The sequence below is a fragment of the Ruegeria sp. N11 genome (genome assembly GCF_056531525.1).
In genome coordinates this window covers 21670-35139 of sequence record NZ_JBQFLX010000022.1, presented here as the reverse complement: position 1 = coordinate 35139, position 13470 = coordinate 21670, and the positions used below count along the sequence as shown (strand labels likewise).

General features: G+C 56.0%; 10 protein-coding genes. 6 read left to right on the top strand and 4 right to left on the bottom strand.

Going from position 1 to position 13470, the window contains the following annotated elements; translation table 11 throughout:
* The first annotated feature begins 604 nt into the window (after positions 1-604).
* A complete protein-coding gene (locus ACR0J8_RS19910; RefSeq protein ID WP_480891850.1) occupies positions 605-1147 on the top strand; it encodes a VPLPA-CTERM sorting domain-containing protein in 543 nt (180 codons plus the stop codon).
* Positions 1148-1214: 67 nt separating this feature from the next.
* On the opposite strand, the gene ACR0J8_RS19905 is transcribed toward ACR0J8_RS19910, so the two are convergent.
* The 4 genes from ACR0J8_RS19905 to ACR0J8_RS19890 all read right to left on the bottom strand — a co-directional run bounded on the left by ACR0J8_RS19905 (position 1215) and on the right by ACR0J8_RS19890 (position 5348).
* A complete protein-coding gene (locus ACR0J8_RS19905; protein WP_480891847.1) occupies positions 1215-2099 on the bottom strand; it encodes a glycosyltransferase family 2 protein in 885 nt (294 codons plus the stop codon).
* Positions 2080-2916, bottom strand: a complete 837-nt coding sequence (locus ACR0J8_RS19900) for a CpsD/CapB family tyrosine-protein kinase (RefSeq protein ID WP_480891843.1) — start codon at positions 2914-2916, stop codon at positions 2080-2082. Before ACR0J8_RS19900 ends, ACR0J8_RS19905 begins: the two co-directional genes overlap by 20 nt.
* A gap of 31 nt (positions 2917-2947) precedes the next feature.
* Positions 2948-4429 carry a GumC family protein gene (locus ACR0J8_RS19895; RefSeq protein WP_480891841.1) on the bottom strand — a complete coding sequence of 494 codons (1482 nt, stop codon included), beginning with the start codon at positions 4427-4429 and terminating at the stop codon, positions 2948-2950.
* Positions 4430-4490: 61 nt separating this feature from the next.
* A complete protein-coding gene (locus ACR0J8_RS19890; RefSeq protein ID WP_480891838.1) occupies positions 4491-5348 on the bottom strand; it encodes an ExeA family protein in 858 nt (285 codons plus the stop codon).
* A 669-nt stretch (positions 5349-6017) separates the two neighbouring features.
* Here ACR0J8_RS19890 and ACR0J8_RS19885 point away from each other — a divergent pair.
* From ACR0J8_RS19885 to xrtD, 5 genes are all read left to right on the top strand, one after another.
* Positions 6018-6707: a sugar transferase gene (locus ACR0J8_RS19885; RefSeq protein WP_480891835.1), complete on the top strand. Its 690-nt coding sequence runs from the start codon at positions 6018-6020 to the stop codon at positions 6705-6707.
* Between the two features lie 82 nt (positions 6708-6789).
* Positions 6790-9243: a tetratricopeptide repeat protein gene (locus ACR0J8_RS19880; RefSeq protein WP_480891833.1), complete on the top strand. Its 2454-nt coding sequence runs from the start codon at positions 6790-6792 to the stop codon at positions 9241-9243.
* 104 nt (positions 9244-9347) lie between these two features.
* A complete protein-coding gene (locus ACR0J8_RS19875; protein ID WP_480891830.1) occupies positions 9348-9965 on the top strand; it encodes a polysaccharide biosynthesis/export family protein in 618 nt (205 codons plus the stop codon).
* A 12-nt stretch (positions 9966-9977) separates the two neighbouring features.
* Entirely contained in the window at positions 9978-11570 is a 1593-nt protein-coding gene (locus tag ACR0J8_RS19870) for a hypothetical protein (protein WP_480891827.1), read from the top strand.
* A 131-nt stretch (positions 11571-11701) separates the two neighbouring features.
* Complete coding sequence (xrtD, locus tag ACR0J8_RS19865) at positions 11702-13321, top strand: VPLPA-CTERM-specific exosortase XrtD (RefSeq protein WP_480891825.1); 1620 nt, start codon at positions 11702-11704, stop codon at positions 13319-13321.
* Positions 13322-13470: the final 149 nt, after the last annotated feature.

Below are 13470 nucleotides of genomic sequence, written 5' to 3'. Positions count from 1 at the left end.
AACGCGTATCGGTTTTCTAAAAATGTCCAGACACTACAAACGAATAAATACAGAATTCGGCTGCAAAGTTGAGTGCCTGTACTCAGTATGTACATCTTGATTTAGGCTACACGAAAATTTTTGAGCGACGAAGGGCAAACTTAAAAGCTTTATGGGTTTTTTGATTTGCCCCGGCAGGGTGCAGTCCTAGGAACCTGCCGCTCGTGAAGAGCGGAACAATTTGGCGATCAGGCCGAAATTGTTCCCGGCGCGACAAAAGAATCTGCCCCAAACCCATTGGATTCCTAAAACGAGAGCGAGCAGGTCAGAAGCCGGGATCTGTCGTCACGACTGCGCCCGGAGCCTATGTCCGATCGCAGCAAGAATCAGGCAGTAGGCTGACGAGCGCATTCGAAGATTGGTTCGCAAATGGGAAACAATGCTTGAACTAGCGGGGGATTGAGGTGTCAAAATCGCCTAAGTGGACATAAAAAAACCATATTTTCTGAAAAAACGCTCGCGTTAAAGTAATAAGCATGTAATCGTTAAGTCAGTCTCAACGGGTGCCGTCGAAGACAACCTTTTTGTGGTGCACCAGATTAGTAAGTTACGAGGGTGGGAATAGATGTTTAGAACCTTGAAGACGATGGCACTCGCATTGGCAGCCAGCATATGTATCGCCGGAACAGCCAAGGCCCTGACAGTGGTTACAGATACTGGCGGGCCTTATGACATTACATCCGACAGCCTTTTTATTGGCCAAGCTACAAGCCCCGGTGGCCCGGGCACTTATTCTGTGGATTTCTTTTCGACCGTTGATCCCCTGGGAGGGACGGCAAACGCATCGGTTACGATCAATGTGTTTGGCTTGTTCACCGGCCTGACAATGAGCTGGGTAGATACCGCCAACCCCGGCAATGTATTTGCCACTGCTGCACTTCTGGGCAGCGGCTTCCAGACGACTATCAAAACGATTTTCAGCAGTGCAAGCACCAGCCTGAACCAAACCCTTGTGTTCTCGTGGGCGTCTTCAGTCACTCCGTCAAATGGCGGAAAGATCGGCTTTGACTTTGACGTGGCTGCGGTGCCACTGCCTGCCGGAGGTTTGTTACTTCTGACCGCGCTTGGCGGGTTGGGCCTGATGCGCCGCCGCAAGATGGCTACATAAGCAAAGCGTCATAACGGATGTTATGGTAAAAAAGGGGCCGGAGCGTGGCCCCTTCTTTGTGTCTAGATCAGATTTTACCGCCGATCGCCTGTCGCAGCATCCAGATCATGCGCGTGCACCTCAGCCGGACCAGCATCACGACAGCCCTCAGGGTTTCGCCCGATGATGCCAGCTTGCGGCTTGCCAGAACTTTGGGCGTATGTACCACCGCACTGGCGGGCATGGCCAGACCGCGCAGCGCCCATCGCAGGCGTGCGGCCAATCCGTCGCCGTTCAACTGATAGGCTTCCTGTGTTGTCCGCCGCCATTTGGTCTTGAGCGCGGGCCAGTCCTGCCGGGACGGATGACTGACCTTGAGCCGGTCTTCATAGATCAGAGTATACCCGCGCGACACCGCCCGCATGGTCCATTCCCGATCTTCCGACACACCGTTGATAAACCCGCCAATCGCGTCGAACACATCGCGCCGGGTCAGCAGATTTCCCGCGCCGGAAAATCCCTGAACCTCAATATATCTGCGGAAGTTGAAGGCGAAAATCGCCTCGAACGCCTCGGCACCGCTGCGCGGCGGGGGGGTTTCGTCAAAGACATCCACCCGCCCTCCGATTAGATCGGCCCGGTCTGCGACCTGTCGGCCAACCGTCAGCCAATCAGAGCTTGGCACACAATCGGCATCGATAAAGAACAGCCGCTGCGCGGTGGTTTCTACCACGCCACGATTGCGCGCATGGGCTGCACCCTTCTTCTTCTCAATCACAAACCGTACCCGGGGGAAAGCGTTACATATGCCGTCCAGCGAGACCGGAGAGGCATTATCCACCACAACAATCTCCGTATTCGAGGTGTCGTTGGCCATGAGCGCCTGTAAACAGCGCTCAAGCCTTGGGATGTCATTATAGTGTGGAATGATGACCGCGTCGGACGGAGATTGTTCAGTAGTAGCCTTGTTCATTGCCAAAGGCTCCGCTGATATAGCGGCACTTGTTCAGAACAATACCCATAACCTGTGTAAGCTCTGCCAGTTGCCGCTCGGCCACATCGATATGATCGAGGCTAGTTTCCTCGGCTGCAGCCAGCAACAAGGCGCAATCGACGTTCTTGAGAAATCCGTGACTGTCGTCACTCACCAATAGTGGCGGGGTATCAAACAGGATGAGATCGGGTTTGAATTCTTCCTCGATCTGTTCCAGCACTTCGATTGTGCGGCGGCTTTGCAAGATCTCTGCCGAATTGCGGGTCGCGGTATAATTCAGCCCGAATATCACGTTATCCCCATAGCGGCGCGCGTGATCACGAAAGAGCACATTTCCTTGAAATACATCCGACATACTGTGGCCGCCGGTCTGCTTCAGAATGTCGACCAGCCCCCTGCGGCGCATGTCCAGATCAATCACAATCGTGCGCAAGTCGTCCTGCCGTCCCAGACTGAAAGCCAAGTTGGCGGCGGCGGTACTTTTCCCGCACCCGCTATAAGGGGACGTCAGCGCCACACGGCGCCAGCCCTTGGACAAAATCTGTTGCATCATTTTTGTACGCAACATGTCATAGGGCGTAGCCGAAGGGCCGCCGCGAAATGAAATCAGGCGTTTGCGCTTTATCAGAGACGGCTCGATGCTCATCTCTGGCAGGGACCGCCAGATTTCATACGGTGCAACTGCCGGTTCCGGCGCAATTGATTGCGGTCCTTCAGACAATACGAGCGGGGGCTCGCTCTGGCGACTTGCACGCTCTTTGCGGGCTTTCTGAATGGCCACCTGAAGACGATCCATTACACCCTCCCCCAATTGTCAGGAGTAAAAATCACCAATAAACCTCCAATTTGTCCATCACCCTTTCGCTAATCAGGTCCAGGGGCAGATAATAGGTGTGCACAGCCCAGACCAGCGCTGGCACACCGGCCAGAATGGCCAGAATAGCCACTGACCAGACCATGCGAACCCGGATCACCTCGCCACGGGATCGGACATAGGGAATGGCAGCAATCGGCCAGACCTCCAGTTTGTTAATCAGGTCTTCGGGGCGGCGCACAGAGCGGTTCAAAAGCTCCAGAAGAACGATAAGCCCCAGACCCAAAGCAATACCGAAAAAGACGCCTCCGCCAGCCACTACCATGCGATTGGGCTTGGCCGGAGAGCTTGGGACCGCCGGGTATTCGATCACGGAAATGCGCTGACCCTGGGACGTCACTTCGATCCGTTCCCCGGTCGAGGCGGCCGCCAGGCGGTTCACAGCACTGTTATACTGCGACTGGATATTGTCGTGATCGCGCTGCAATTCGTCCTGGGCGATCGCATTGGCGGGTGTCTGGTCAATTGTCAGCGTCAGCTTCGTCAGACGCTCCTGCAACAGGACCTTTTGGTCCTCCAGCGCCTCGATCTGGCTGTCGAGCTGGGCCAGTTGAAGATCAAGCGCCGAGTTGCCCGTCTGCGGATTGGTAGACGCCACGTTGGTGGCCTGTTCCGCAGCCACTGTTTCCTCCAGCTTGGCAATCCGGGCGCGCAGGATTTTGATCTGCGGATTGGTTTCGGAATAGATCGCCCGCTGCGTATCGAGCTGGTTGCGCAATTGATCCAGCTGTACCTGAGATTGCGTCTTGTTCTGCTGCGCAACGCCGACAATCTGACCGGTGGAACCGTAGATTTCCAACAGATTCTCACGCTGACCCTTGAGCGAGAAAATTTGCTGATCCATCTGTTCAAGGTTGGTCTGCAACGCCCCCTGCTGCGCCAGCCGGAACTGCAGGCTGCTGGGCAAGGCGCCCGAGTTTTCCCTTTTGAACTCGAGAATCCGGGCGCTGCGCATATCCAGCTCTTTGCCCAGCCGATCAACTTCGTTCTCGAAGAAACTGAGCGTATCCGACGCGCGGTTCTTGCGATAGGATACGTCTAGCTTTTGAATCTCTGTCAAATATTCGTTCAGTACCCCGGCGGCGATCTGCCCGGATCGCGCATCAAAGGTGATCGTCATCAGGCTGGCCTGGTTCTGGCCGGCACTGATGCCCACACGCGTATTCAAACGCATGACATCGACTATCTGGTCTGGGCTTGCCTCGCCCTGATTTTCCAAAACCTTGTGCTTTCGCGCGATATCCAGAAGAACTGGGCGCGTCAGCAGGCGCTGTTCGATGATCTGCAGCTGTTCGCCAGCTGTGGTGTTCACGGTACTGGACGCAAGATTGCCTGGGATCTGCGGCGATTCAACGATCAACCGCATCTGCGACACATAGGTCGGAGGCAAATTCAGAGCGATGGAGATCGAAGCCGCCGAAACAATAATAACCACGATGAGGAAGTAGGGAAGCCGCCTCAAAAATATGGAAAAGTAATAACGAACCATGCCCATCTCAGACTGTCAGCTCCTTCTCAAGCGAATTGCCACCAAAGAAAACACCGTCCTGGATCACCTGATTGACTACGTCTTCGCTCACCTTGTCCGTTTCATTGGTCCAGGCATAAAGCAAGGCGAAATCACAGAACTGGTTCACAAGACGCGGGACGCCGCGGGTCTGTTCAAAAACGATCCTGCACGCTTCTTCCGTGAATTCCTCGCCTGACCCGCTGGCAATCTTCATCCTGTGCCTGATATAGCGCTCGACCGAGGCTTGATCCATGCGCTCCAGATGAAAACTGGCCGCCACCCGCTGTGTCAGCTGTCGCATCTTGGGGTCCAGAACCATATCGCGCAACTCGGGCTGCCCGACCAGCACAAGCTGGATCAGCTCATCCGTGTTTGCATTGATATTGGTCAGCATGCGTATCTCTTCCAGCCCTTCGACCGTCAGGTTCTGCGCTTCGTCGAAGATCAGAACCACGCGCCGCCCTTCGGCATATTCCGAGACCAGGAAGTCCTGTATCTCGCGGAACATCTGCACATAGGTCGTGTTTTCCTCGATCGGCAGCCCCAGCGCGTGCAGCACCCATTGCAGCAACTCTCCCCGGCCGCCCTGCGCATTCGAGATCAGCCCGACCGTGATGGATTGCTCCATTTCGCTGAGCAGATGCTGGACCAGCGTTGTTTTGCCGGCACCGATCTCTCCGGTCAGCACGGTAATGGGCGCACAGCTCATGACGCCGAACTGCAGGATCGAGTAGCCCCGTTTGTGCAGGGGCGACCAATACATGAATCCCGGGTCCGGAAGCAACGTGAACGGCCGCCGGTCAAGCCCGAAGAAATCTAGATAAAATCCATCGCTGGACGCCATTGCACCACGGTTGCCTTCTGCCTTGTCAAAACTAATACGGCCCCCCTGGAGAACATTCCAATACGCACTCTGAACCACCGGCAAACCTTTACGCAACACACATAATCACATGAACAAATAATACTTGGCTCTTACCCTGCCACAAAATCAAGACAGGGGGCACCACTAATACCTACTTGCCGTAAATTAACCCACCTACTGATCCAATTCGTCACATATAGGGCGATTGTTTCCCTGAAACCCTTGAAAACCTGCTCAAAACAAACGGCGCGGCAGCCCCCTGCAAACTGATGATCTGAGCCGTTCCGCGACCTCTGATTGACCCGATTCCAGACCAAAACCCCTCAAACCTTCGCATTGTTCAGCGTTGGTAAACAAATCTTCAACTCTGTGCGCCGGATTGCAGAAAAATTCTGGCACCGGATGCCCCTTTCAGCCACTTATGATCGCACGGCAAGGGGAGCTGATGCGCGAGATTAATGTTTTGCAAGCTGACTGGAATTTGTTAACACTTGGTTGCGGGTGTCTGCCTGATGCAGTGTGTGAAGGCGAAACCGCAACCGACATAAAAATATAAAGTTTTTTGTATATAAGTTGAGGTCGAGCGTAGTTAGTTCCTGAGTTGTGTAGGTGGTTCTTGGGTATTCGTGTGTGCTGGGGGTTTAAATAGTGACAAGTCATTCGAAAGAGGTGGCCAACGCTGGCGCGGGCTACCACAATATTGCAGTTATGTCGGCCCCGACAAATAGTCCGGGGTTCTACAGAAGCACGGGCAAGCGCATTTTTGACATCGCGTTCGTGCTGCTGACCGCGCCCTTTGCCGTGCCGCTGATTCTTTTTCTCGCGATCTTCCTGGCCTGCCAGGGGGTTGCACCGTTTTACTGGCAGGAACGGGTTGGCCGGAACGGCAAGGTGTTCAGGCTGCTCAAACTGCGCACGATGGTCCAGGATGCCGAGGCGGTGCTGAAAAAGCACCTCGCCAACGATCCTGCGGCGCGCGAGGAGTGGAACCGGAACCAGAAACTGCGCAATGACCCGCGCATCATCAAATTCGGCACTTACCTGCGGAAATCCTCGATGGATGAACTGCCGCAGTTCTGGAACGTGCTTATCGGCGAGATGTCCATGGTCGGCCCCCGCCCGATGATGGTGAACCAGCAGGAACTGTATCCCGGCAAACAGTATTATTCGATGCTGCCCGGCATCACGGGGCAGTGGCAGGTTTCCAAGCGCAACAATTCATCGTTCGCCGAGCGGGCCCATCACGACGCCGAATACTGGAAAAACATGTCTTTTTACTCCGATCTTTCGATCCTGATGCGAACGGTTTCGGTCGTTCTGCGCGGCACAGGCTGTTGACGCTAGGGTTTACTGCTGGGTTTAATCGAGCCAAGTACGCAATCTTTCGTCGCTGGGCTCAATGAGAGTGGCAGGAATGGCAATGCTGCAAAAAACCGGATTCTCGAGAGGCAATTGCCTGGCGGTTGTCTTTTTGGCTCTATCCCTGTTTCTAAGCGCGTGCGACTCGGCCGAAGAGCGTGCCGAGGCGCATTTTAAGGCCGGTATGGCACATCTGGAACAAGGGGATGTGGAGCGCGCGCTGATCGAATTTAAAAATGTCTTCAAACTGAACGGCAAGCACAAGGAAGCTCGCCTGACATTCGCCCGGCTGGAACGCGAACGCGGCAATATTCCCGCTGCGTACAGCCAGTACTTGCTTTTAGTCGAGCAATACCCCGACAATCTGGAAGGGCATCGTGCGCTATCGGAAATGGCTTTGCGGCTGGGGAATTGGCAAGATCTGCGACGCCATTTGGGGCGGGCATCCGCTCTTGCGCCTGAGGATGTCGAAATCCGGGCCATGAACAACACGCTGGCCTATACCAACGCAGTTCAGGCCGGAGACATGAGGACGGCTGACGCAGCCATCCTCAACGCCCGGGTCATATTGGAGACCCATCCGGAATTGCTCACGGCCAGACAGATTTTCGTCGATCATTTGTTGCGTACACAGCAGTGGAATGAACTGCTGGAGCAGGTCGATACCGCCCTGACTTTCTCGCCCGAAGAGGCCAACCTGTATGTGATCCGGCTCCGGGTGTTGCAGGAGCTGGGCCAACCAGCCGAGATCGAGGCACAACTCAGACAGATGATGGGCATTTTCCCCGAGGATACGAGTGTTGTTCGAATGCTGTTCGAGCATCATGTCGCACAGAAAAATCTGGACGCCGCGGAACAGATTTTGCGGGATGACATAGATAACAGTTCCGATAATTCGGATGAGGTTCAAAGGCTTGTTGCGTTCCTGAGCGAACATCGCGAGATTGATGCAGCCATTTCCGAACTGGACGCGATCATTGCCTCAGATGGGCCCGATGTCTCTCGTTTCAAGACCATGCGTGCCTCGCTGAAATTTCTGTCAGGAGATACGCAGGTGGCAATCGCCGAGATGCAGGACTTGCTTGAAGATGCGCCGCGCACCACCCAAACCCGCGAGAACGAAGTAGAATACGCCCGCATGCTATATGCGGTCGATCGGCCAGAAGACGCGCGCACCCTGATCGAGAAAGTGCTGACCGAAGATCCGACGCAGACGGATGCGGCAAAATTCAAGTCGGCTTTGCTGATAGAAGAGGATCATATCGGCGACGCAATTCTGCTTTTGCGCGAGGCCCTGAGCGCAGCCCCCCAGGATCCGCAGTTGATGTTGCTCATGGCGCGGGCGCATGAACGCAATGGCGACCGGCAATTGATGGGGGAAATGTTGGCACTTGCGGTCGAGGTCTCGCAGAGCGCGCCGGACGAAACGCTGAGATATTCCGAGTTTCTCATTCAAGGCGACGATCTGAAAATTGCCGAAAGCATTCTGATTGAGGCTTTGCGCCAGAACCCCGACAACCCAGGGCTGCTGATCCAATTGGGGCAGGTCTATCTGAACATGCAGGACTGGAGCCGGCTGGATACGGTCCTGGCCGCGGCTCACGGCCTGAACGATGCCGGCGCGTTGCGGCAAGCCAAGGAGTTGAAGGCACAGATGCTGGCCTCGCAGAGGCGGACGGATGAGCTGGCAGACTTCCTGAGTGAGTTGGCGAATGATCCCGAATTTGGTCTGCACGCCGATATTGCGCTGGTCAGGCTGATGCTGACCCAGGATGATATCGCAGGGGCAAATGAACATCTGGACAACCTGCTGCAGGAAGATCCCAACTCATTGATCCTGCGGCTTGTCAAAGCCCGCGCGCTGACCAGCGAAGGCCGGTTTGACGAGGCCGAGCAACTCTATCGCGCAATCCTGAGCGACCACCCCGAAACAGACCGGGTCTGGCTGGCGCTGTTCCTGCTTCAGCAGGAACGAAACCGGCCGGAACGGGCGCGCATCGTTCTAAAAGAAGCGCTGGAGGTCTTACCGGAAAACCCAGATTTCCTGATGCTTCAGGCCACAGAGCATGAACGTGCGGGCGAACTAGATCAGGCGATTACGGTCTATGAAAAACTGTATCCACTCAGCAACCGCTCGGATGTCGTGGCCAACAATCTGGCCAGCCTTCTGACCACCCATCGCAATGACGAAGTAAGCCTGCAACAGGCGCAGAGGCTAGCCCGGCGACTACGCGGCACACGCGTTCCCGCTTTTCAGGACACTTATGGCTGGGTTGCATACCGGTTGGGCAATTATGAAGAAGCGATCTCATATCTCGAACCCGCAATGCGGGCCATGTCCGATCATCCGGTGGTCCTGTACCATCTGGGCAAAGCCTATGCGGCCGCGGGCCGGACTGACGATGCCCTGCGCACGTTCAGGGCCGCTCAAGCAACTGGAGCCGCCTTGGATGTGACCCCGGGGCTGGATGTGGAAATTGATCGGCTCAACATTGCGAATACAGCGGGGCAATGATCGATTCCGCAGCATTTCTGCCGCATCTCATGACCGTCGGACGCGTAAAGGATTGTTTCAGGCCCCACGAACAGGCATAAAAGAAAAAAACGAGAGATTTGAATATGCGGACAGTAACAGGACCATTGATCGCTTTCATCGCCGCCATGATTGTGGCGGCCGGGGCATGGGCGCAGGGCTCGTACCAGATCCAGCCGGGCGATGCGCTGCAGGTTGAAGTTCTCGAAGATCCGACGCTGAACCGAACCGTTCTGGTGCTCCCGGATGGTTCCATCAATTTCCCGCTTGCCGGCTCGCTTCGGGCAGCCGGTCAATCGACCAGCGGCCTCAGTTCGTCTCTTGCATCGGCGCTGTCTTCGAATTTCAACGCGCCGCCAACCGTCTTTGTCTCGATCGCGTCGCTGGCGCCTCCTCCACTGTTGCAGGGTGGGTTGGCCGCATCCGGACCGACCATTGATGTTTTCATCATGGGTGAAGTCAACATACCCGGAAAGCATCTGGCGACCGAAGGCACAACCATTCTTCAGGTTTTGGCGCAGGCCGGTGGCCTGACCAATTTCGCGGCTCGCAAACGCATCGAATTGCGTCGGGCTGACAGTAAAACAGGCGTGATGAACAAGTATACTTATAACTACAATGGCTCGGGCAGTGGTATCAAAGGCAATACAGTGCTTAGACCCGGAGACGTTGTTGTCGTGCCATCACGCCGCTTGTTCGAATAGGGGCTGATACAGGTGGGGAAATCGAAATTCAGGCTGTCCACCATGCTGGGGGGCGGGACGGCTCTTATAATTTCACTTACACCAGCGGTCGGGCAACAGGCCTCGACACAGCAAACGACGCAACAAACAACAACGCAGCAGACTCAGGCCTCGACGCTGCAAACGACCGCGCAACAGTCGACGGTCGCTTCGACACTTGCACAGCAATCGCCCAGCCAGCAGCTTATTTCACAGCAGGCGCTGAGAAACCCCGCGCGGCAGGTTGGCCTGCCGGCAGCGGGTCAGCAGACCGGCACCGGAGCCGGCCTGACCGTCACACTGGATTACCTGTCCTCGCTCAGGCATGACGACAACCTGCGCCTGACCGATCCGTCGCTTGGATCCACCACTTGGTGGGAAAACACATTGGCGCTGGGGGTCCTGAACCAGACTTCGGATTCAACGCTGAGATTCGATCTGTCGGGATTGTACCGGATTGCCAATGAACCGATCATCGGAACGGAATCCAGTTTTTCGGATCCACTCGCACGGCTGGTCTATCAGCGGACCCGCGCCAACAGCCGGCTTGGCCTGCAGGCTGAATACCGCGAGAGGGATCTGGCCTTCAACCGCTCACTGACGGATACCAACCTGGACGGTGTCATCGATGCCTCTGACGTCATTGGTACCATCGGCGATCAGGTCAACACACGCGGGAATCTGGATTGGGAGACCGGTCTGACCGATCCCCTGGGATTCCGTTTCACCTATGATCACCGCGAACGCAGCTATACGAACACAATCGACCCGAACCTGTTCGACAACAGGTCCGACAACTATACGGCCGCGGCACTGTTTCGGTTTTCTCCAACTTTACAGGGGAACCTGACCCTTGATTACAGGGATTTTGTGGCTGAAGATAACGTCCGGACCGACCGGCAGACAACCGTCGTATCGGTTGGCGCAACATATAATATTTCGCCCATCACCAGTGTCAGTGCAAATGTCGGTTACAGCCAGGTTGACGACACACAACGCGCAACCAACATAAGCGATGTGACGGAAGATTATGTCTGGAGTTTCGGCTGGAACAAGATACTGCCAGACGGAACCGCGGATATTTTTCTTGATCAGACATTCGGCGTGAATGGCTCTCGAACGAATGCCACATTCGGCCGAGCCTACCAGCAAGGCAACAGAGTATTTGCTTTCAATGTCGGCGCCACCCGGGGGCCGTTTGACGAGGTGACGCCGATCGGTCAGATCGACTACAGCTATCTGTTGGCCAGCTCCCGGATTGCCGCAACGATCCAGCGCCGGGTCGGCACCAGCACACAAAGTGTGGAAACCCGGCAAACCCTGGCTTTCCTGACCTATGACTATTTCATCAACCCGGTATCCGGCCTGTCTTTCAGCGTCAATTTCATTGATCAGGAAGACGAAGGGACGGGTTCGGCCAATCCAAGACAGCGCGGCACGTTCAATGCCTCCTATACGCGCGCGATCTCAAGGGACTGGGCGGTCAATCTGGGTTATCAATACGAGATGGACGACCAGAACGGCTTTAAGGCGACCTCGAATTCGGTCTTCCTGACACTTGGGCGGCGGTTCACCCTCAGACCCTGATTTCCTGGGCCGGGGTCACACCGTCAACAAAGGCGCCGGCTATCACTTATTGTTTCGGCTCCGGATCAAAATCGCGGGAGCCCGGGCCGTCATGATTTCGGGGCATGTTTTATTATGCATGATAATCTGTGATGCATCGTTTCGATTCGAAAGACAGCCGCGGCAATCTCCTTGAGGCGGCCCGGGGCAGACTGCCGGCCATAAGCTCTGCCGGGCTGTTCTGGTTTGCCCTGTTGCTGCTTGGATCAATGCCCATCTTCTGGATCGGGATCGTCTCGCTGGGGGCCGCGTGGAGCACCCCGGAATACAGCCATGGCCCTCTGATCCCGATCATTTCGCTGTATCTGTTCCTGCGCGAATTGCGGGATATGCCGCCACCCAATCCGGTTGTTCATGACCGCTGGCCCGGTGTGCTGGTGATCGCAGCCGCACTGATCATCGCCGTTCTGGGCAATCTGGCCCGCATCCCCGATATCGTCACCTATGCCATGATCATCTGGACCGGGGGCGTCATGCTGACCGTGTTCGGCTGGCAGCGGGGCAAATATCATCAGCTGCCTGTGCTGCATCTGGTGTTCATGCTGCCCCTGCCGCAGTTCGTCTATTGGAAGCTCACGATCTTCCTGCAATGGATCTCGTCCGAGCTTGGCGTCTGGTTCGTGCAACTGGCGGGCGTTTCGGTCTTTATCGAAGGCAACATCATCGATCTGGGCGTCTACAAGCTGCAGGTGGCCGAGGCCTGTTCCGGACTGCGCTACCTGTTCCCGATCCTCAGCTTCTCGTACCTCTTTGCACTGCTTTATCGTGGCCCGATCTGGCACAAGGTGGTTCTGCTGGTGTCAGCCGCGCCATTGACCGTGCTGATGAACTCGGTCCGCATCGGCGTGATTGGCGTTCTGGTCAATCAGCACGGCATCGAGCAGGCCGAAGGGTTCATGCATTTCTTCGAAGGCTGGATCATCTTCCTGCTGTGCGTGGCCATTCTGTTCCTGATGGCCATCGGGCTACAGCGTCTGGCCCCGAACCCGCAGCCCTTTGCAGACACAATCGATCTGGACACCCAGGGGCTGGGCACCGTCGCATTGCGGGTTTTGGGCATCCGCGCCTCGGTGGCACTGGCCATCGCCGCCCTTCTGACGCTTGCGGTTTCGACCGCATGGACCCTGCGGCCCGCCTCGGAAGTAAAACCGATCGAGCGGGATCCCTTTGTTCTTTATCCGCGCCAGCTGGGCGAGTGGTCCGGCTCGACCACCAGCCTTGATCCCAATGTCGAACGGACGCTGGGTGCCAGCGACTATCTCCATGCCACTTATATCGACAGCGGATCGGGTGATTTCGTGAACATGTTCGTGGCCTTCTACAACAAGCAGACCGATGGAGACGGCATCCATTCGCCCGAGGTCTGCCTGCCGGTGGGCGGCTGGGAAATCTTCAGCCTTGAGCCTTATGAGATCAACCCGGGCGACACGCCCTATGGCAGCTTCACCGTCAACCGCGCGGTGATCCAGAAAGAGCTCTCAAAGCAGCTGGTCTATTACTGGTTCGAACAGCGCGGCAAACGCATGGTCAACGATTTCCGCGCCAAGATGAGTGTGGTTCAGGACGGCTTTACCATGGGGCGCACCGATGGCGCGCTGGTGCGTTTTGTGACCCCGATTCAACCCGGCGAAACCGAGGCCGAGGCCGACGCGCGCCTGCAGCGGTTCATGAAACCCAGTCTGAACCGGCTGCCGCAATTCGTGCCGTTCTAAAACATGGATCATCGCAACCATATTAACCGAAATTCTCGTGTTCACACCTAAGGAAACCCCGATCTCCGACCGTTACCCAATATTTCGACCAGCCCTGTGCGGCTGACCAACGGCAGGCGACACCAAAACTGCCGATGCGCACCGAATAG